Source organism: Aquimarina besae (genome assembly GCF_042434905.1).
Lineage (GTDB): Bacteria > Bacteroidota > Bacteroidia > Flavobacteriales > Flavobacteriaceae > Aquimarina.
This window is the reverse complement of record NZ_CP170199.1, coordinates 710,943-732,412: the sequence shown is the minus strand read 5'-3', so window position 1 is coordinate 732,412 and position 21,470 is coordinate 710,943. Positions and strand designations below refer to the sequence as shown.

21 protein-coding genes are annotated in these 21,470 nt (G+C 34.5%); 14 read left to right on the top strand and 7 right to left on the bottom strand.

Annotation, left to right across the window (positions count from 1 at the left end):
• Positions 1–5 precede the first annotated feature (5 nt).
• Positions 6–431: a TerB family tellurite resistance protein gene (locus ACE94K_RS03260; protein ID WP_378179869.1), complete on the bottom strand. Its 426-nt coding sequence runs from the start codon at positions 429–431 to the stop codon at positions 6–8.
• A gap of 106 nt (positions 432–537) precedes the next feature.
• Between ACE94K_RS03260 and ACE94K_RS03255 the strand changes: the two genes are divergently transcribed.
• The 6 genes from ACE94K_RS03255 to ACE94K_RS03230 all read left to right on the top strand — a co-directional run bounded on the left by ACE94K_RS03255 (position 538) and on the right by ACE94K_RS03230 (position 4,049).
• Positions 538–1,164: an RNA polymerase sigma factor gene (locus ACE94K_RS03255; protein WP_378179866.1), complete on the top strand. Its 627-nt coding sequence runs from the start codon at positions 538–540 to the stop codon at positions 1,162–1,164.
• Positions 1,157–1,318 (top strand): hypothetical protein, encoded by a 162-nt coding sequence (locus tag ACE94K_RS03250; RefSeq protein ID WP_378179863.1) that lies wholly within the window; start codon positions 1,157–1,159, stop codon positions 1,316–1,318. Before ACE94K_RS03255 ends, ACE94K_RS03250 begins: the two co-directional genes overlap by 8 nt.
• Positions 1,319–1,636: 318 nt before the next feature.
• Positions 1,637–1,831, top strand: coding sequence for a hypothetical protein (locus tag ACE94K_RS03245; RefSeq protein ID WP_378179860.1), 195 nt, complete (start codon positions 1,637–1,639; stop codon positions 1,829–1,831).
• Positions 1,832–1,998: 167 nt separating this feature from the next.
• Complete coding sequence (locus ACE94K_RS03240) at positions 1,999–2,121, top strand: hypothetical protein (RefSeq protein WP_378179857.1); 123 nt, start codon at positions 1,999–2,001, stop codon at positions 2,119–2,121.
• Between the two features lie 453 nt (positions 2,122–2,574).
• Positions 2,575–3,276 (top strand): Crp/Fnr family transcriptional regulator, encoded by a 702-nt coding sequence (locus ACE94K_RS03235; RefSeq protein ID WP_378179854.1) that lies wholly within the window; start codon positions 2,575–2,577, stop codon positions 3,274–3,276.
• Positions 3,277–3,419: 143 nt separating this feature from the next.
• Positions 3,420–4,049 (top strand): RNA polymerase sigma factor, encoded by a 630-nt coding sequence (locus ACE94K_RS03230; protein WP_378179851.1) that lies wholly within the window; start codon positions 3,420–3,422, stop codon positions 4,047–4,049.
• Here ACE94K_RS03230 and ACE94K_RS03225 read toward each other — a convergent pair.
• Positions 4,035–4,880 carry a universal stress protein gene (locus ACE94K_RS03225; RefSeq protein ID WP_378179848.1) on the bottom strand — a complete coding sequence of 282 codons (846 nt, stop codon included), beginning with the start codon at positions 4,878–4,880 and terminating at the stop codon, positions 4,035–4,037. The two genes, ACE94K_RS03230 and ACE94K_RS03225, sit on opposite strands and share 15 nt — an antisense overlap.
• Positions 4,881–5,082: 202 nt before the next feature.
• Here ACE94K_RS03225 and ACE94K_RS03220 point away from each other — a divergent pair, with 202 nt between their 5' ends.
• From ACE94K_RS03220 to ACE94K_RS03185, 8 genes are all read left to right on the top strand, one after another.
• Entirely contained in the window at positions 5,083–6,144 is a 1,062-nt protein-coding gene (locus ACE94K_RS03220; RefSeq protein WP_378179846.1) for a pyridoxal-phosphate dependent enzyme, read from the top strand.
• A gap of 14 nt (positions 6,145–6,158) precedes the next feature.
• Entirely contained in the window at positions 6,159–7,229 is a 1,071-nt protein-coding gene (locus tag ACE94K_RS03215) for a DUF1611 domain-containing protein (protein WP_378179843.1), read from the top strand.
• Positions 7,229–8,752 (top strand): hypothetical protein, encoded by a 1,524-nt coding sequence (locus ACE94K_RS03210; protein WP_378179840.1) that lies wholly within the window; start codon positions 7,229–7,231, stop codon positions 8,750–8,752. Before ACE94K_RS03215 ends, ACE94K_RS03210 begins: the two co-directional genes overlap by 1 nt.
• Positions 8,736–9,536, top strand: a complete 801-nt coding sequence (locus tag ACE94K_RS03205; protein ID WP_378179837.1) for a creatininase family protein — start codon at positions 8,736–8,738, stop codon at positions 9,534–9,536. Before ACE94K_RS03210 ends, ACE94K_RS03205 begins: the two co-directional genes overlap by 17 nt.
• 28 nt (positions 9,537–9,564) lie before the next feature.
• Positions 9,565–10,626, top strand: coding sequence for a mandelate racemase/muconate lactonizing enzyme family protein (locus tag ACE94K_RS03200; RefSeq protein ID WP_378179835.1), 1,062 nt, complete (start codon positions 9,565–9,567; stop codon positions 10,624–10,626).
• A gap of 49 nt (positions 10,627–10,675) precedes the next feature.
• The gene (locus ACE94K_RS03195; protein ID WP_378179832.1) at positions 10,676–11,629 is read left to right on the top strand and encodes a hypothetical protein; all 954 of its coding nucleotides are present in this window, start codon (positions 10,676–10,678) and stop codon (positions 11,627–11,629) included.
• A 9-nt stretch (positions 11,630–11,638) separates the two neighbouring features.
• On the top strand, positions 11,639–12,607 hold the full coding sequence (locus ACE94K_RS03190) for a serine hydrolase (protein WP_378184212.1): 969 nt from the start codon (positions 11,639–11,641) through the stop codon (positions 12,605–12,607).
• Between the two features lie 566 nt (positions 12,608–13,173).
• Positions 13,174–15,993 (top strand): hypothetical protein, encoded by a 2,820-nt coding sequence (locus ACE94K_RS03185; RefSeq protein WP_378179829.1) that lies wholly within the window; start codon positions 13,174–13,176, stop codon positions 15,991–15,993.
• A 47-nt stretch (positions 15,994–16,040) separates the two neighbouring features.
• Here the strand turns inward: ACE94K_RS03185 and ACE94K_RS03180 are convergent, their stop codons facing one another.
• From ACE94K_RS03180 to ACE94K_RS03160, 5 genes are all read right to left on the bottom strand, one after another.
• Entirely contained in the window at positions 16,041–16,880 is an 840-nt protein-coding gene (locus ACE94K_RS03180; RefSeq protein ID WP_378179826.1) for a transglutaminase N-terminal domain-containing protein, read from the bottom strand.
• Positions 16,870–17,652 (bottom strand): hypothetical protein, encoded by a 783-nt coding sequence (locus ACE94K_RS03175; RefSeq protein ID WP_378179823.1) that lies wholly within the window; start codon positions 17,650–17,652, stop codon positions 16,870–16,872. The genes ACE94K_RS03180 and ACE94K_RS03175 overlap by 11 nt, the downstream gene beginning before the upstream one ends.
• Position 17,653: 1 nt before the next feature.
• Positions 17,654–18,631 carry an alpha-E domain-containing protein gene (locus ACE94K_RS03170; RefSeq protein WP_378179820.1) on the bottom strand — a complete coding sequence of 326 codons (978 nt, stop codon included), beginning with the start codon at positions 18,629–18,631 and terminating at the stop codon, positions 17,654–17,656.
• Positions 18,632–18,643: 12 nt separating this feature from the next.
• Positions 18,644–20,077, bottom strand: coding sequence for a circularly permuted type 2 ATP-grasp protein (locus tag ACE94K_RS03165; RefSeq protein ID WP_378179817.1), 1,434 nt, complete (start codon positions 20,075–20,077; stop codon positions 18,644–18,646).
• A 117-nt stretch (positions 20,078–20,194) separates the two neighbouring features.
• Positions 20,195–21,466 (bottom strand): serine hydrolase, encoded by a 1,272-nt coding sequence (locus ACE94K_RS03160; protein WP_378179814.1) that lies wholly within the window; start codon positions 21,464–21,466, stop codon positions 20,195–20,197.
• Positions 21,467–21,470: the final 4 nt, after the last annotated feature.

The window sequence follows — 21,470 nt, the reverse complement described above, 5'->3', positions numbered from 1 at the left end:
GTTCATCAATCCTTCTCAATCAAATACTGATAATCTTCAAAATCAATATTTCCACTAAATATTTTAATCGATTTCTGGATTACTTCTTTGGCCTTCGTTTCAGAACATCCTAAACCAATTGCATATTTATAAAGAAGTTTTGATTCTGGCTCATCAATTTCATGGTCAGCATAAATCATTCTGAACAGATCAAAAATGTGCTGTAAACGTTCTTCTTTAGAACTAACAAAGGCAACCGGATAAGTATCTGATTTTTTGATTATTTGTTCATACTCTTCTTCTCCAATATTTAGCTTGTTCGCAAATTTGGATAACATTTTTTTCTCCTCATCATTAAGCGCTCCATCAATAGAAGCTATATTAAAGATAGCTGCAAAATGAATTATATTGCTTTTTTGATTCTCTGATTGATATATTTTCGATATTGACATGCTACTAGTAAATTTAAATTGTGTATTGTTAGACACGTCTTTGGCATTAGGGTCACAATTTTATATATTTAATCGCTAGTAGAGCTTTATCCAACCCACTTAATTGATGAACAATTTATATATATTTTTGACTCACGTATCTTCTAATAGTTCGAAAAGAGAACAAAAACCAATTACAGATGAAGAGCTAGTTCAACAAATTCTGGAAAAAAATGACGCTGTACTGTTTGGAAAACTGTATGATCGATACAGTAAAAAGATTTACAATAAGTGTTATAGCTTTGCCAAAAATGAGGGTGAGGCCCAAGATCTTACACAAGATCTATTTTTAAAGCTTTTTACTAAGCTGAATAGTTATAAGGGTAGATCTAAATTTTCGACTTGGTTGTATAGCTTTACCTATAATTTTTTGGTGAATTATAAAAAAAGAGATCATTCTAAGAAGTTAAGTGAGCGTTGGGAAAGGTTAAATAAGAATGACCATCATTTGGCTTCAGAAGAAGACATTGATGAAGAAGACCTCTTCGAGCTAAAATCGTCAAATCTTGAAAAAGCCTTAGAGCTCATTGAGCCTGCCGATAAAGCAATTTTATTATTGAAATACCAAGATGATATATCTGTTAAAGAGATTCAAGCAATACTAAATATAGGTGAAAGCGCTGTAAAAATGAGGTTGAAAAGAGCTAAAATAAAACTCGTAGAAGCGCATAATATATTTCAAAAAAATGACTAAGAAAAATCCATTTAAAACTATTGAGCCTACCGAACCTCTACCCGAAAAATTAAAAGAAAATATACTTCAAAATCTTGAAGAAATTATTGATGAGAATACTGAAGAATCCAATCATGAAGACGATGGTAAAGGTTCAAATGAGAATAGTAAATAGTTTTATGTTATCAGTGCTACTTGTTGATAATAAAAGAATTGAGAAAATGGTATATACCGTTTATCCTCTTATGTAATTATTATTTAAAATCTTTTAATTCAAAAGAAATTTCACTGGAGAAAGTGACTTTTTTTCTAAAGCAGGGTCTCATATTCTAAATTGAAATACATTAAGAATATACGAAACAGGAGTCTTTATATTTATGATTGATTTTTACGAATCTAAAAATAGCAGCGCATTATTGTTTTGAAGTAATTTTTGAACAATACTTAACTCCAGTTTTAAGATATAATAGATGTAGCAAAAGCAATAGCATTTATGGAAAAAGAAAATCCTTTTAAGAAATTAGGTAAGCCGGCAAAAGAGGTGCCTAAAGGACTTAAACAAAAAGTGATCTCTAGTATAAAATCAACAGAAATGCTTAAGAATGTCGTAAAAGATACAGATGAAATGGAGAATATTTGTTTTAATTTATTCAACAAGATTGAAGACAATTCTTCAGAAAAGGAGTAGAACGTATCATCCCGTTTTTGCAGAATTTTATTTGCCGATAACGACCATACAAATAGCATACGACAAGTTGTTATTGACGCAGCTCAGGTTTCGAAATATGCATATCTTAATAAGTCTATATCCGTACTTTTTTTAACGAGGTAAAAGAAAGAAGATCTTACCTTAAAATGCGCTTAAAAGCCTATGTGCTGGATATACGTTATGAGTTTGCCTTCAAAAGTGATATGACCGAAATAGTAATGAAACAGTTATTAGAAGAAAAACTTATAGATCCGGAGGATTTAAGATAGGTTGCTTAAAAGAAATTAGACAGTTTGACTCTGGATAGGATGACTCCTTTAGCTTCTATCTGATTCGTGGAATGATCTATAATATATTCGCTAAGTTGATTTTATACAGCTTAACCTTCTTATAGCGCGTCTTGTAAGATAAATAGCTGAAAACATTAACCAGGTTAGTTGCTGTGGTTGTAGTAACTCTCGATTCTTAGTTAGCATATATTCAAATTTTATTATTTTCTATGAAAGATTAAAATTTTGATCAATGTGACCATTTCATCAAAACGGTGTCAAAAAAGTATAGAAATTGGTTTTCGTTTATACACGAATTACAAACCATTTTCGGATGCCTCCAAATTCGGAGGCATTTTTGTTAGAAAACTATATGTGATACGTGGTATCAGAATTTTGACGTCAAAATACTACCTTTAGGTTTTTTAAGATCCAAATCGGTAAACAACAGAAATGATAAAAGGAACTACAAGATTCGAGTATTGTAAAAATATCCTTCAACAAAATCCAATTTTTCGAAATCTTGAAGAGAGCACACTTGATTCGCTGTTATCAGGTGTTAAGTTCAAGAAGTGGAAAAAAGGTGCAGAATTTCATCATCACGAAACCTTAAATAATTTTCACGTTATTTTGTCGGGAAGGTTAAAAATTTATCAAATAAATCCAGAGAACGGAAGAGAACTTACAGTGTTTCTTTTATCAAGGCACGATGTATTTGATATCATTTCACTTTTAGATGAGCAAAAAAGAACTACAAATTTTAAAACTTTGGACACTGTGGAGCTATTAAGTGCTCCAGTCGATAATGTAAAATCTTGGATTGAATCTAATCCAGAAATTAATAAAACTCTATTACCTTATTTAGGTAAACGCATGCGTATGTTGGAAGAAAACCTAACTGATGCAGTTTTGTCAGATATTCCCACGAGATTGGCAAAATTAATTCTTAAAAATATAGATGAATCTTCAAAAAAACTACAACTCATAAATGATCTGTCAAATAATGAGATTGCCAGTTTAATAGGTTCAACTAGAGCTGTGGTAAATAGACACATTCAGAATTTTAAGGAAGATGGAATTCTAGATGTTCAGCGAAAAAATACACAAATAAAAAACATCAAAAAACTTCTGGAAAAAATAGAAGATAGCCTCTAATCATAAAATTTCATTGAGGGTATAGGCTTTCTTTAATAAAACTCTGAAACTGCTACTTAGGTAGCAGTTTTTGTTTCCTGTCATCTGTACATTTGAATATCTAAATTGAATAAATACCAATCATAGATATTCATTAAAAAAGCATGAATTTAACAAGAAATTTTTTATTAATTCTTATTGTTAGACCCATTAGAAAAACGAATTCGTTAGATAAAGTATCTGATGAGGATTTGATTCTTCGAATTTTAGAAAAAAATGATACATGTCTTTTTAGCGTTATTTATGATAGATACTCCAAAAAAGTATACAATAAATGCTATGGATTCTCTAGGAGTCAACAAGAAGCTGAAGACTTAACACAAGATGTTTTTATAAAGTTGTTTACAAAGTTAAGCGCATTCGGCGGGAATTCTAAATTCTCAACTTGGCTTTACGCTTTTACCTATAATTTTTGCGTTAATTATGTAAATCGAGATAAAATAAGAAGAATACAGGATTTTTCAAGTTCAATAGACAATCACAAATACTATTTATCGTCACTTGATGAGGTAAATGATGATAAACTACTTGAATTGAATGTGGATAAACTCAAAAAAGCATTAAATCAAATAGACCCTAAAGATAAAGCTATTTTACTACTTAAATATCAGGATGACGCTACCATTAAAGAACTTCAATCAATACTAAAAATTGGTAAAAGTGCTGTAAAAATGAGGTTAAATAGGGCCAAAATAAAGGTATTAGATGAATATTATAAATTAAAGGATATGTAATTCGGGTAGAATTAATAAAGGCACCGGACTGCTAAAACTTATTTTATCTACCACATCTTCTTCAACCAATTTCTGAAAAAAATTGTACTTATGATGTACTAAGGCGATTAAATCACATTCAGTTTGCCTTGCAAAATCTTTAAGAGCCTCGGTTTCTGAAGTTTCTACATCTATTTTAGTAAAGGTAAAATTGAATTCGTTGAAAATGGTTTTCAAGGTTTCCTGGTTTGTTTTTTGTTTATCAGTCAAGTATTTCTCTTGCATGATTCGTGTAATATGTATTTTTGAACCATTAGACTTCACAATTGATAAAAACGGATCGACTTCTCTTTTAAAAAAAGTACGGTTGAAATTCGTAGAAAAGGCAATGAGAGAAGGTTTTTTAGGGTTATACCCATTTGGTACAACCAGTATCGGGCAATTGTCTATTTCATTAATGGTTTTAACGGTATTGCTGCCTAGAAAAATTTCTTTAATCCCACTAGCGCCCTTTGTTCCCATCACGATGTAGTCTATTTCTTTGGAAATGACTATACCCTTTATAGCATTAATCAGAGAATCTATTTTACACAACCCTTCAAACTGATGATTGGGGTTCTTATTTTCTTTTTCGATCTCGTCTATTTTAAACATAAGATCTTCTTCACGCTCATCAGACATTTTGGTGAGAAATCCTTCACTATATTCATCATTTAAGAGATTTGAGGGGTGACTCACATATACATACAGCAAAATAAAGGTGCATTTTTCGTTATGGAATACTAGTCTGGCATAGGCAAGTGCATTATAGGAATGATCCGAAAAGTCAATAGGTATTAGAATATATTGCATTATGTAAAAGGTTATATCTGAAATTGCCTTCTATTAAAAGTAGTAAAATATCTTTTAAAAACAGAAGCTTTTTTTAAATCCAATAATTCTAAAGAATTAATTTTTAGATGTAAGAGTTACATTTCGATTGAGCGCATGTGACCTTTATTATTTTTAGTGTCTTACTAATGAAGAAAAACTAAAATTCTTTTTACGAATAATTATGATATTAAGAGATGGTGTTACCTCTGTAGAAATAAAAGTTTCTTCAGAAACGAGACGTTTAAGTGATTTCGTGAAAGACAAAAGCAAGTCGCTGATTGATCGTTTAGAAAGTTTTGAAGATATTATTAACTTGGAAGTGGGAGATACCGGATTGTCACGCGCAAAAACTATCGAACGAGAGTTTGATATCAGACAGCTTTACATTAAATATGAAGGGGATAATCCTACAGGTACGCAAAAAGATCGTATAGCATTTGCTCAGGTATATGATGCGTTGCGAAGAGATTTTGAAACAATTTCCTTAGCCACGTGTGGTAACTATGGTGTAGCTGTAGCTCTGGCAGCAGACTTAGCGGGTCTAAATTGTAAAATTTTTATTCCATCTAGTTATCATACAGAACGTATTAAAGAGATGGAAGCACTCAATGCAGAAATTATTAGGCTAGATGGCAGTTACGAAGATGTAGTAAAATCAAGTACTGATTACGCGTTTGAATATGATTGGTATGATGCAAATCCAGGGGGAGCAAACACTCCTTTACAAATTACAGCTTACGCGCAAATTGCATATGAAATAGTAGATGAATTAGGCGATGCACCAAAATATTGTGCAGCTCCAGTTTCTAATGGGACACTTTTTGCAGGAATTTACCGAGGTTTTGTTACCCTTTATAAACGAGGTAAAACCTCTAGAATCCCAAAGATGATCGCTGCATCCTCTACTAGAAAGAACCCTATAATCAGTTCTTTTAAGGCAGGTCTTTCAGCATGCAAAGACTTAGACCCAAAAGTGATAAAGGAAACCTTGTATAACGAGCCTCTAATTAACTGGCATAGCTTTGATGGTGATGAAGCGTTATACGCGCTTAGAGAGTCTCAAGGTGATGCCTTTCACGTAAGTGATAAAAAACTTAAAGAAATGGCATCCTTTATTCTGAAGAAAGAAGGAATGAAAATATTACCGGCCTCCACAGCAGGTCTTATTGGACTGCTCGAACTAGATGAACAATTAAATTTTGAACCAGACAGATTTGTAGCTGTATTAACAGCAAAACATTAATTAGAATATATAAAATGAAAAAAAAGATAGACGGACGCGCACTTGTTTATTGCCAAGGTGCTTTTAATACTCCCGAAGGAAAAACAGCTCACGGTCTTGTGCGTTTTACAGAGCGCTACGATATTGTTGGTGTTATTGATAGTAACTATGCAGGGAAAGATGCAGGAAAAGTCTTGGATGCTAAAAATAACGGTATTCCAATTTTCAGTGACCTAACAACTGCCGTTAAAGAACTACGAGAAAAAGGCGCGATGCCAAAATCACTTGTTATTGGTTTGGCACCAGACGGCGGACGTTTACCTAAAGAAGCAAAAGCGACTATAAAACAAGCCTTAACCATGGGGTGGAATGTTGATAGCGGATTACACGATTTCTTGACAAATGATAAGGAACTTGTTGAAATAGCAGAAACTAACAAATGCCGTATACGCGATGTACGTAAAACACCAGACCGCGATGCACTGCACTTCTTTACAGGGGATATAGAAAAGGTAGATAGTCTAAAACTTGCTGTTTTAGGAACCGACTCTGCCATAGGTAAGCGTACTACCGCCTGGTTAGTTGTACAAGGACTTCGTAAAGCCAACCGAACTGCCGAAATGATCGGTACAGGACAAACCGCCTGGATGCAGGGTGCAAAATACAGTATGATTATGGATAGCTGTATCAACGATTTTGTTTCCGGTGAAATTGAGCACGCTGTGGTGAGTGCTTATAAAAATGAAAAACCAGATGTCATCGTTATCGAAGGACAAGGTAGTTTAATGAATCCTGCTTATCCCGGTGGATTTGAAATTCTTGCAGCAGGACGTCCAGATTATGTAATTTTACAACACGCACCTACTCGAAAAGAATATGATGGATTTCCTGGTTATAAACTACATCCTTTAAAAAAGCAAATACAGGCGATTGAAATGATTTCAGGAGTAAAAGTGATGGCAATTACTGTTAATCACGAAGGAATGAAACCAGAAGAGATTCAGCCAGCTTGTGAGGCGATTACAAAACAAACAGACTTACCTGCATTTGATGTATTAGCGCACGGCGCGGATAAATTAGTAAAATTAATTGCAACAAAACTATAATGACCAAGATTCGATCATTAGTTGTATTCAAAACTTTAAAAATTCACGCTCTGGTTATTGAACCAAAACGTGTCAAAGCAACCTATACAATCACCAAACAAGATGATAGTGAGGTTCAAAATGAACTTATCTATTCATATAACGATGTATATTTCAATAAGAAAAATGCAGACGATGTTAATCTGGCTTCGATGATGGCGGTACAGGTAGCCCTCAACTACGGATTGTTTTTTGAAAGTATCGTGTTTGATGGACTTTTTGATGCTACAGACAAACGTTTCCTCATAGATATGATGGAGAATACGTCACGTGAGATTTTAGTGCTCAAATTCTTTGGCAAAAATGAGTTTTTAAAGCCTCCGTTTGATTCTATCGAGCCAGAAACATTAGCTCGCTACACTGCTTCTGAAGTAGAATTTGTAAATACACAATTTTCTCATTTGAAACTTGAAAAGGAAAAGGCTATAACAAACAAAGATGCGTATGCTATTTTAAGCAGTGGTGGTAAAGATAGTTTACTTACCTACGGGCTGGTCAAAGAACTAGGCGAAGCACATCCGGTATTTATCAACGAGAGCGGGCGACACTGGTTTACAGCTGTAAATGCGCATAATCGTTTTCGCGAAATAGAACCTAATACTGTAAAACCTTGGTGCAATAGCGACCGTATTTTTAATTGGATGGTAAAGCAAATGCCGTTCATCAAAGAAAACTTTCAGAACATACGAGCTGATATTTATCCCATACGGCTGTGGACAGTAAGTGTCTTTTTATTTGGCGTTCTACCTGTAGCTCGAAAGCGTCGAATTGGAAACATTTTAATAGGTAATGAGTATGACACTTCGGTAAAGTCAAATTATAAAGGCATTACGCATTACAATGGCTTATACGACCAGAGCAAGTATTTTGATAATGCGCTCACCCGATATTACCATAAAAAAGGCTGGGATATGTATCAGTTTTCACTGCTGCGTAGCCTATCGGAATTATCTATACTTAAAATTTTAGTGAAGCGTTATCCAGACCTGCAAAAATTGCAAGTGTCTTGTCACGCGGCTCACGAGGAAAATGGTACTATGCTACCCTGTGGAAACTGCGAGAAATGCAGACGTATTGTTGGAATGCTTAAAGCACTGGACGAAGACCCAAAACGCTGTGGCTATACTGATACACAGATTGAAAAAGCATTAACGGCATTATCCAAACAAAGCGTAAAACAAATAGGTAGTGATGCTGCACAACTCTATTATTTACTGCTCAGCAAGGGGCTTATAGAACATAACGAGCACACCGCCAAACTTGCTAAAGAACATAAAGAAATTACAATGCTTCGCTTTGATAAAGAGCGCAGCAATTTAATGGATATTCCGAAATATCTTAGAAAGCCATTATTAGAGATCTATTCAAAATATACAGATGGGATGGTACAAATGGCAAATAGAAAATGGCAACATTATAAACCAACTATGGAGCACATAGAGGCACCATATTTTTTACATCAAGACAATGAAGCAACCATATAAAAAAGTAGATTTCCTTTGGGAACAAAAAACGTGGCCAGAACTAGAAGCGTATTTAAAAATAGTAGACACCGTGATTTTACCCTGCGGAGCCATAGAGCAGCACGGGCCTCACTTGCCTGTAGATATTGATTATTACGATGCAAACTATATGGCCTTTAAAGTGGCCGAAGCTTGTCAAGAACCAAGACCATTAGTACTTCCTCCTATACCTTTTGGAGTGAGTTATCATCACGAAGATTTTAAAGGTACATTAAGTGTCACCAATGAGGCACTTTCTAAGTTTGTGTACGACTTAGGAATAAGTCTTGCTAAAAATGGTGTGAAGAAAATTATTATTCTAAACGGTCACGGAGACAATGCTCCTACATTAAGCTATGCAGCACAAATGATTAACCGTGATGCAAAAATCTTTGTTTGTGTAGATACTGGCGAAACAAGTGATGTAGATTTGCTTAATCTTATTGACACGCCTAACGATGCACACGCTGGTGAAATTGAAACCAGTACAAGTCTTGCTCTGCGTCCAGAAATGGTACAAATGGATAAGGCGGTAGATGCAACGCTGTCTTTTGGCAGCAACTTTTTGGATTTTGATGATGAACGGAGTGTGAGTTGGTACGTGCGGACAAACAAAATTTCAGAAAGTGGAGTAATGGGAGATGCTACCAAAGCGACCGCCGAAAAAGGTAATAAAATGTGGGAAGTAATGATACGCAATATGGTCGAGTTTGTAGAAAGTATCAAAAACACACCATTAGACGATTTATACCAAAAAAGGTACTAAGTACCAAACCATTATAATTTCAATACAAATGAAAATAACAAACATATCTTATGAGCGACTTGATTTGCAATTATCGGAGCCTTACACCATAGCGTATGAAACTGTTTCAAAGGCGATTAATTTCATTTTAAAGATTGAGACAGATAAAAATGTTGTAGGATATGGATGTGCAGCTCCGGATATGGTTGTTACAGGCGAAACACCAGAAGATGTCGAACAAGACATTCGCGGTGTTATTATCCCTTATTTAAAAGGAAAAAATGCGTTTATGTCTTCTGAGATATTAGCTGAGCTTAAATTGTTACTTAAGAAAAAATCATCTGCATTGGCAATCGTAGATATAGCCCTTTTGGACATTGCAGCTCGTAAACTAAATATCCCTTTATATCAGTTTTTAGGAGGTTATCGCCATAGCATCTCTACAAGCATTACCATCGGGATTTTACCTTTAGAAGACACTTTAAAAACGGCAGCTGAATTTGTAACACAAGGCTTTAACATTATAAAAGTAAAAGGAGGCCTTTCTCTAAAAGAAGACATTGAAAAAATGATACGTTTACGCGAAAACTTCCCAGCTGTAGAATTACGCTTCGATGGAAATCAAGGATATACCGCAGAACAGGCTATCGAATTCTATAAAAGAACTAAAGAGGTAAACATCGAGTTTTTTGAACAACCTACAAAAGTAGGATTTGATGAACGGATGGGTGTAGTAACAGATGGGACGAGCATTCCTGTTATGGCTGACGAGAGTATTAAAAGTGTAAAAGATACCTTTAGATTAGCACAAGGTGAATTTATAGATATGGTGAATATCAAAATCCAAAAAGTGGGTGGAATTCGGGAAGCAATGCACATAAATGCGGTGGCACAAAGTGCTGGATTAGAAACAATGGTAGGTTGTATTGATGAATGTAGTTTAGGGATATCTGCAGGATTACATTTTGCCTTATCTCGAAAGAATATCCAATATGCAGATCTAGACGGACATTTAGATATTGTAAACGACCCTTTTAAAGGGCTCTTCAGGCTTGAAAAGGGAGTTTTGTATCCATCAACTGATGCAGGACTGGGAAAAATTGAAAATTAGTGGTGACTAATACAATCATTTGGTGTCTCATTATCAAAATTTAAATTAATTGGAATTACTAATAATTTATCTGGGATTTATCATTACCGCTTACGCTGTAATTGCCAATGATGTTATACAAACACTCGGGACTTTTATAGCCTCTAACAAAAAAAGGCAGTGGTGGGTTTTATGGAGTTTTGCGGCTCTTATCTTATCTGCAACACTATTGTACGGATGGTCTATAAATGCTGGTGATGTATCCTTTGGAAGATTAAACAAAATACCATTGCCAGAATCCTTAGAATGGTGGTATTTACTCGCACCTGTTTCGTTATTAATTATCACGCGATTTGGGATTCCTGTGAGTACTACGTTTATGATATTGAGCGTGTTCTCTACAGGACAAATCATTGAAAAAATGATTCTCAAATCTCTCTTAGGCTATTCCATAGCTTTTGTTTCTGCGATTGTTATTTATTGGTTTATTTCAAAAAAACTAGAATCAACGGCTTCCCTACGTTTAATGACTATTAAAAACCAGCATAAGTACTGGCTCATTGCGCAATGGTTTTCTACTGGATTCCTTTGGTCGCAATGGCTCATACAAGATTTTGCAAACATTTTTGTTTTTTTACCTCGCAAGGTATCAATTACAGAATTGCTTCTTGCAATGGGTGTTATCCTTTTGATAATGGCATATATTTTTAAAAACAAAGGAGGCAGCATTCAGGATATTGTCAATAAAAAATCAAATACAGCAAACATCCGTTCGGCAACGATTATCGATTTGTATTACGGGATATTATTATTCGTTTTAGGAACTATCAGTACAATTCCTATGAGTACTACGTGGGCATTTATTGGCATCCTAGCCGGTAGAGAAATTGCCATCAATTATCGTAATCAAAAAGGACAGCTTAATAACTCATACAAACTTATTGTCAAAGATTTGGCAAAAGTAAACCTTGGTTTAATCATTAGCGTGCTTATTGCATTTGCTATTCAATCACTAAAAAATTAAATGAAAAACATACCTAAATTTATGTTCACTCTGGTGTTGATGCTTTCATTAAACGCCTGTGACGCACAAGAATCAAAGCAAAAAGATATCGCTTTGGTGAACCCGCCTTCTCAGCCGGCAGGAGCACAACTCCTTTTTGAACAAGTGGAGTTACCACTTCGTATACCCAATGATTCAATACCATTACGCGGCCTTATTGATAGTACTCTTCAGAAAAAACTAGAACAAGAAATCAATAAAAAGCCAAGATGGAAAAAACTTATAGCCAATAAAAAAATGGCTGTAGGTGTAGTGGATCTTTCAAATACACAGCAAATCCGTTTTGCCCGCATCAATGGAAATCATATGATGTATGCTGCCAGTTTACCAAAAATCGCAGTATTGCTAGCGGCAACAGATGCGATTGAAAATGGTGAACTTAAAGAAACTCAGGAAGTAAAAACTGATATGAAAATAATGATCAGTAAATCGAACAATGCTGCTACAACCCGAATGATTAATCGTATAGGATACGACAAAATTGAAACAGTGTTAACCAGTGAAAGATATAACCTATATGATGAGGAATTCGGTGGTGGTTTATGGGTAGGTAAACGTTACGGTGGTGGTGGGGATACCAACAGAGACCCTTTAAAGAATTTAAGTCACGCTGCAAGTGTGACACAAGTTTGTAGGTTCTATTATTTGCTTGTACAAGGAAAATTAGTTACCGAAGCTAGATCTAAACAAATGCTGGACATTATGGAAGACCCTGCATTACATCACAAGTTTGTAAATACATTGGACAAAATTGCACCTGATGCACGCTTGTTTAGAAAATCCGGTTCCTGGAAAACATATCATTCAGATTCTGTTTTGGTTTGGGGGAAGGATCCTAAGAGAAGATATATTCTGGTTGCATTAATAGACGATCTAAATGGAGAACAAATAATTAGAAATTTAGTTAGACCTATAGAAAAGGTGTTGAACGAAAGTTAAAACTCATAGTGACTTTCTGAAACAATCGGTGTCTAACAAATACACGTTTTAATTTTAAATATAGAATATTTGATGGTTACCGTTTTAGTTGTTTCATCAGGTTGCTTCAGCGGACTTGCTCTAAGTTTTTTTAGCTTCAACATAACTTCTTTAGAATAAAAAATAAGTGAGGAGATGAAAGAGTAGTTAAGGTATATCCAATCGGAAAAAGAGGGGATCTGTTTTTGTGCACTCTTTTTATTGGTAACGTCGCAGTGAATTCTGTACCTCCCATATTATTAGCAGAAATTGCAATTGGTGTCGTTGCAGGAATTATATATGCAAATGATCTTATTCTACTATGGATAGGAATAGAATCGTAGCCGATTTTATAAATGATAAAAAAACCTATATTAGTTAAAAGATAGTGTACTACTTTAGTATATAACTCCTTCGGGAAATTTATTGGAGTGGCAACGTTTCAAGATATCATCAAAATAGAAATTATGGGTGAAGTTGATGCAATTGACATTGCGCAAAATATTGATATTGAGTAATTAAAGGTAAATATACTAGAATACTAATACATGATTAAAACCACCCTAAAGAAGATTTTTGACATACGGGATGGCGAGCTAAAAGTTTCGTTTTTTATGCTTGCATACATTTTTTTAATCATCGCTACATTGTTAATTATTAAACCTGTGGTAAACTCGCTTTTTATCTCTGAATTGGGAGTAGAGAGTTTGCCATTTGCGTATTTATTAGTTGCGGTATTTGCAATTGTTTCTTCTTATTTCTATACTCGGGCTACAGAGCGTTTTTCACTTCAACAGGTGATCCGTTCTACATTAATTATTACCATTATAAGTCTCGTAGTCATGGCGGGCTTGTTGTATTTGCAAATACTAAGGGGGTGGTTATTGTATTTTTTTTATGTGGGAGTAGCTATCTATGCTGTTTTAACCACTTCGCAGTTTTGGGTACTTGCTAATTTGGTTTTCAACGTACGAGAGGCAAAACGCCTTTTTGGATTTATAGGAGCCGGAGCTATAACAGGAGGTATTTTTGGAGGATATCTTACCACAATTCTCGCTCCAGTTATAGGTAATGAAAATCTTATCATCGTTGCTGGCTTATTTTTGTTGTGTGGTGTTCCTATTGTATCTTATATCTGGAAAAATAGGGTAGGAAAACTAAACACCTTTAAGCAAAAAAAGAGGTTGCCAGTTAAAATTGGACACCCTTTTAGACTAATAAAAAAATCCCGTCACCTCACTTATCTTGCCGGGATTATTGGTATCGGAGTGGTTACTGCAAGACTGGTTGATTATCAATTTAGTGATATTGCTGCCAAAAAGATTACAGACAGCGATGAATTAACTTCATTTTTTGGATTTTGGTTATCTACATTCAATGTACTATCGTTATTGATACAACTTTTATTGACCAGAAAAATAGTTGGTGTTTGGGGAGTTGGATTTTCTTTATTAATATTACCCGTATTAATATTCGCTGGAGCATTGCTGTTTTTTATTTTCCCCGAGTTATGGGTTGTGATTTTACTCAAAGCTACGGATGGAAGTTTAAAACAGTCTGTAAACAAATCTGCAGTAGAACTGTTAGCACTTCCTTTACCATTTGAACTTAAAAATAAAACTAAATCCTTTATTGATGTTGTGGTGGATAGTATCGCAACAGGTATTGCAGGTTGTGTTCTAATCTTGTTTGTTAAGGGATTAGATGTTCCAGACTATTATATAACTTCTTGTATTATAGTCTTTACAATTATTTGGGTGTATTTTGTCATTCAAGTTCGTAAAGAATATTTCATTTCCTTTCGTAAAAATTTGTACAATTTAACCGCCAAACCTGAAAAAAAAGTCAAATCTATATCTCAATCATCTTTTTTGAAAGGAATGGCTACCGTTTTTAAAGAAGGTACAGAAAAAGAAATTCTTTTTATGCTCAACAAAACCAAGGAAATCAATGATCCTAGATTTAAAAAATCAATCACTAATTTATTAAATCATCCGTCTAATGCGGTGAAGGCAGAAGCGCTAAGAAATTTATATTTTCTTAATACAAAAAGTATCAATCTTGAGATTATAGAGTTGCTAAAAACAGATGATTCTGAAGTGGTTCTTGCTGCGTTAGAGTATTTACTACTGCACGCCAGTAAAGATGAAAATATAGTTTTTGACATATACCTCGATCACGCTAGCAAATTCATATCAGATGCAGCATTATTGTGTCTGGCGAAAGAAAGCAGAGGAAACTATTCATTAAAGCAAAGATATCAGTTTAAAGAACGAATTGAAGAGAAAAGGAAACTCGTAGAGACACTTTCTCCTGTAGCAAAAGAAAATGAACTGATAAAACTTATTTCAATCATCGGACATGCAGATTATAAAGATGGATATAAATATATAAACGAAGGACTAAAACATACCAATCCACTAATAGTAAAGACAGCGATAAAAGCTGCCGGAAATTCTTTAAATCCGATGTTTGTGGATCATTTATTAGAATTGATAGAAAATAAAGTATATCGCCAAGAAGTAACATCCGCCTTGGTGTTTTACGGAAAAGGAATCATTGATGAACTAAACAAAAGTATTCAAAATGATCGTATTTCTCTTTCAATCAAACGATTACTGCCTCAGGTGATTTCAAATTTTAAAATCCAGGAATCTGTGAGCGTATTACTAAATGTTTTCAAAAATGCTGAAGATCTTGCGATTAGGTTGGAGTGTATCAGAGCATTATCTAATTTGAAAGCGGAAGTTCCAGAGTTATATTTTGATAAGAATCAAGTGGCTAAACTAATTTTAGAGGAGTGTCAACTTTATGATCGCACATTGAACGCAATGCATACTCAGATTATTATCCACTACTTGAAACGGAAAAAATTAAAACAACAAATATCCGATGAAGAAATGGAAGCCAGAGAAAGTTTGATGGAATTATTAGAACGTAGGTTAGATGCAGGCCTGGAACGTATTTTTAAGTTGTTAGAATTGCATTATTCTCAAAAAGATGTACAAATAGCATATCAGGGTATTTTAAGTCAAGAACAGGAAAAGAGAACCAATGCTATTGAGTTTTTAGACCTTATACTAAATCCAAATTTGAAAAACGTACTCATCCCTATAGTAGAGGCAACGGTTCTTGATACTTCTTCTGAAGAAGTAATCCAGATGATCAGTAAAAACAGACTCACAGAGTATGAATGTTTTTCTACAATTTTAAAAGGAAAAGACTTAAAGCTAAAACTGGCCATCCTTTATTTAATAAGACATAAAAAAGATCCAAAATATTTATTACTAATCGAGCCTTTACTGCAAAATGAGGATATAAAAATAAAAACATTTGCGCAAAAAGCGTTTTCCACAATGGCTTCTTGATATGATAATTCGGATATGTACTTTGATTTGAAACAGAGTTCAAATGTTTATAGAACCTCGATGTGCAAATTCGTATTCAACTCTGATACTGCATCTCCTCTGACAGTACCAGTAACCGTCATTGTATTTTTATAATGTGCACTAGATGCAAGAGGGATATGGGTATTTCCGGTAACGATTCCATAACTGGGATCAAGTCCTATCCATCCTGCTCCTGGTATGAATACCTCTGTCCACGCGTGTAATTCATAGCTCGGGTTCTCTACCTCAATATAATAATAGCCACTGACAAAGCGAGCAGCAACATTAATATTTCGCAATATCTGTATCTGCATCCAGGCAAGATCTCGGCAAGATCCTTTTTTTAATGTAAAGGTTTTATTTGGTTCGAAAGGAGAACCTTCATGACGATAATACAAATCAAAATCACTATGAATTTCTTTCGTAAGATTTATAAGAAAATCAAGAGTAGTATTTGATTTTTTAAGAATTTTATCTGTATAGTCTTTCAGCCCTTGATCAATAGTAGTTTTTTGTAAGGAAGCGTGTAATAAAAGACTCAACTCTTTGTCGTACTGAAATGGTATCGTAAAATAATCTGATGGATAAATAATGAAACTAAATGGATTGTAATCAGAAATAGTAATTATTGAACTAGCTCGTATAGTAAGTTCTTTGGTTTTGCTATCAAACCAAGTAAAACAAATTGTATTATTTTCGGCATCCATTTGTTCACGGATTCCAGAAGGCTTTGGAAAAATTTGCAAATTAAAAGAATCTAAAAAACAAAAAGATGTCGATTTCGGTTTTAATCGCAATAGATGAGGCTCTAAATAAACTTCAGTACTAAAAGTATAATTGGATTCATGTATAATTTTAAATTTCATTTTCTTTAATTAAATCAGAATAGTCTTCCTTAGTTTCCTCGTTTTCTACCCTAACATTCAAGGTTAGTTTATCCATCCAATCTTCCGGTAGACAATTGATGGATTGCTGTAAACCCTCATCCCAAAGTTTCGATATGGGTTGAAGTTCATTCTTTCTATAACGTTTTTCTATGATATTAAAGGAATCTTTATCATACCAAATTACATCGATCGGATAATCTACGTCATTGGCACTTATACGCGTGGCATCAAAGGAGAGAAATCCTGCTCGTAATGCAAATTTCATAGATGAATCATATCTTATAGTTCGATCCAGAATAGGTTTACCATACCCATTATTACCAATTATAACAAAGGGTGAACCTTCGACAACTTCTACCCAGTTCCCTTCCGGGTATAATAAATAGATTTTGTGTTCGTCATCATCTTGCAGCTGTCCTCCAATTATAGAAAATAGATTAAAACTAAGTCCGGACTCTTTTAAAGATGCTTTATCTTCATTAGCGGCTTGTTTTACCTGAGCAGCAAAAGCATTAACGAGTTTATATAATTTATTATAAGAATCATCATTTTTTTCTAAATCTTCTTTGAAATAGGTCATTGCCTTATCTCTAACAGATCGCAATCCGGAAGTCATTATAAAGAAAGAATGATTTTTCTTATTTACCGTATACACTTTTTTCGCTTTAGCCGTTTCACTTCCCGAGGTGATTCGGGTATCTGATATACCGACAAAACCAGATTTTAATTTTATTCCTAAACAATATGTCATTTTACTGTTGTGAGTTTTGAGTTTGATTTATAATATTTTCTGCACAGAAAAAAGAGTCGTAGAAAGCAGTAGATACTTCGTTTAATTCTTTTTGAAATGAATCCAAATATTCGTGTAATCCTGCTTGAAATATATCGTTAATATCAGCATAATTTAGTTTGGACGATAGTTTTTTTAATTTTTTTTCTGCCTCATTAGAAAACCCCTCGTCCTGCCCGGTTATTTTATATAGCGATTGCTCTGCGCGTAACAAACATTGCATTATTGACCTAGGGAATTCTCTATCCAAAATCAAAAATTCTGAAATTCCTATTGGTGTTAGTTTTCCGTTCTTTTTTCGGTACATATCATAAGCACTTACAGATTTTAATAATGCAGTCCATTGAATCAAATCCAAAGGAGAACCTACACTTTCTTGTGTTGGTAAAATGATATGATATTTTACATCTAATACTCTAGATGTTTTATCAGCTCTTTCTATCAATTGTCCGATGCGTCCAAAATGCCACCCGTCGTTTCTGGAAATTGTAGTATCTAAGATACCATAAAGCAATTGACACCCCTTTCTTATCTCTAGAAAGAATTTTCTGGGATCATTTTTTTTCCACAGTTTTTTTGTGGATCCTTCCTTTACCAAAAAATATAAGAAATTAATTTGTTCCCATACTTCCTTAGTAATCTCTGGTCGGATGGCGCGTGCGTTTTCTCTCGCTTTTAAAATACTGTTAAATATCGAATTTTGATTTTCTTTATCGAATCCCAAAAAGTAGATAATATTATTTTTTTCTGCTTTTCCGTACCTTGATTCATACAGAGCCCAATCTCCTGTAGCCTCTACCAATGGTTTCCATTGTTCAGATATATCCGGAGGTAATTCCAGAGAAAGATTAAAATTAACATCCATAAAACGAGCGTAATTTTCTGCTCTTTCGATATATCTATTCATCCAATAAATGGTGTCTGCTACTCTGCTTATCATACGCTGTAATTTTTAGGTCAGAACCCATGTGTCTTTACTCCCTCCACCTTGCGATGAATTCACCACAATCGATCCTTTTTTCAATGCTACTCTGGTTAATGCTCCAGGAATGATTTTTATTTCTTTACCATACAAAATATAGGGTCTCAAATCCACGTGTCTGCCTTCAATAGTATCATCTGTAAGCGTAGGCACTCTTGATAAGTTGATCATTGGTTGAGCAATATAATTTCTGGGATTATTTTTTATTTTTGAGATAAAATTATCCTGTTCTGCTTTTGTGGATTTGGGACCAATCAGCATTCCGTAACCTCCGGATGCATCTGTCTGCTTTACTACTAATTTGTCAATATTTTGGAGAACATATTTCAAATCATCCTCCTCGGCACAGATATAGGTTGGTACATTCGATAGCAAAGCCTCTTCCCCTAAATAATACTTTATAATTCTAGGAATATATGCGTATACTGCTTTATCATCTACTACTCCGGTTCCGGGAGCATTAACAAGTACAACATTTCCTTTCTTATAGGCTCTAAACAGTCCCGGAGTTCCGAGTAATGAGTTTTTATTAAAAACTAAGGGATCAATAAAATCATCATCTAACCTCCTATAAATTACATCAACCCTTTGCAATCCTCTAGTGGTAATTTTGTATACAAAGTCATCTTTAACCACAAGGTCTCTACCTTCTACCAAATCTGCTCCCATTTGTTGAGCCAGATAAGAATGCTCAAAATAAGCAGCGTTATAAATACCAGGCGTAAGGACAACGATAGAGGCTGGTGTATTTTTAGTCAAAGATTCTAGCATGTCTCTTAGCTCGTGTGAGTAATTAGAAACAGGTCTTACCTTGAGTTTTTCAAATAGTTCAGGAAATGTCCGCTTCAATATTTCCCGGTTTTCCAACATATAAGATACTCCGGATGGACAACGTAAGTTATCTTCAAGAACATAGAATTTTCCGTCTGCTCCTCTAATCATATCACTACCTGTAATATGACACCAGACACCTTCAGCAGGTTTTAGTCCAATACATTCTTTTAGATATGATGCACTAGAAAGTACTAATTCTCGAGGGATAATATTATCTTTTAATACTTTTTGATCATTGTAGATATCATCAATGAACATATTTAAAGCTGTTACTCTTTGCTTTAATCCTTTTTCTAAAAACTTCCATTCTTCACTACTGATGATCCTAGGGAGGATATCCAAATGTAATATTCTTTCTACTCCTTGATTATCACTATACACATTAAAAGTCATTCCTAACGAAAGCTGAGCTCTATCTGTAGCGTGTTGAAGGAAGTTTAGTTTCTTCCAACCGATTTTTTGTACTCGTTCCAAAAATAGTTTATAATGAGGTCGTATACTTCCGTCTTCATCAAACATTTCATCATAAAAACCACTGGTTTCATAGTTTTCAAAATTTATTTTTCCCATTTTACTAGTTTTGGTTTTTATATGTTTTGCAGTATTAATCTTTGGAGATTCAGAGTCTTATAAGATAATTAAAATATTATCTATTACATCTTTTTTTCTATTGAATTAACGCTTTTTTTACTTGAAACTTCGTATGGTTTGATCTATTCTGCTTGCCAAAGCCAAGTGATCTCCGGCAGAATTTTTGCGTAATACATTAGTCATCAAACAAACCATATATTTGGTTCCATCGGTATGCTCGACGATGGCTACAGAATTCATATAATTATATACATTTCCTTTATATTTCCCGCAGGTTTCACCCTTTGTTTTATCACATTTATACAAGCTTCCTGATTTGAAATATACCGCTGCATCCCGCAATTCAGGGGCTTGTGCATAGCGGATTCTACGATCAGTCATATACATCAGGCGCTTAATCTCCAGACTCGATTTTTCATCTACTATTTTTCCTTGTTCCAATTGAACCATCCATTTCATTAAACCCAATGGCGATCCTATACTACCACCTTTACTACCTACATAGGGATTTACGCCTCTGGTAAAAAATGTTCCTAAACGCCATTCATCTTCAGTAATCCCAAGATTTCGTAGAGGTTGATGAACTACTTCAATTGCCAAATCGGTTATCTCATTTTTAGGACCTTTGGCAAAATAAGCATCAGCATCTTCTTGCGTCATTGTTGGATATTTATCACCAAAAGCAGCCATCAACAGAGCTTCTCGCCATACCACGCTGGCAGCACCATTATTACTAACGGACAACATATGATCTGCCCATTCAAATATTGAAAACACATCGCTAGCTGCCGCCTGCCGTTTTATTAATTTATTCGTGTTTATATCAAAAACCGGAATTGTATGCTCATCCGTTAACACCCAATTCCCGCCTTTTACCATTTTGGTTTTTAAGAGTGCTACTCGTTTGTCATAATCATTAGGATATATCTTTGCCAATTGAGTAAATAATGCAGTAACTACCACCAACTTTCCTACACTACCCGGTTGGTAACCCCTTGTTTCGTTTTGCTGAGCATAACGTAAACTATCTGGTTTTGTAATGTCCAGAATAGTAACTGAATAGCTTTTGTCCAAACGAGGAAAAAGTGCATCTATCTTTTTTTGTAATGCTACATTTTCTACTAGGACATCCTGCGTAGCCGCTTGTTTTCTGGATAGTAAATTTAATTGTATGTCGTTAATTCCTTTATAGGCTCCTGCGGGTAATTTTACCTCTGGTAAATCCCCGAACATGGCTAACTGTAAGTGCTTTAATCTTCGTATCCCAGAATATGAATATCCATCAATCGGGTATATGGTATGCCCAGTAGGAACCGTAAACGCCATACAACAGATGGCTAAAAGGATGAGTTTTATAGTTTTGGTCATGGTA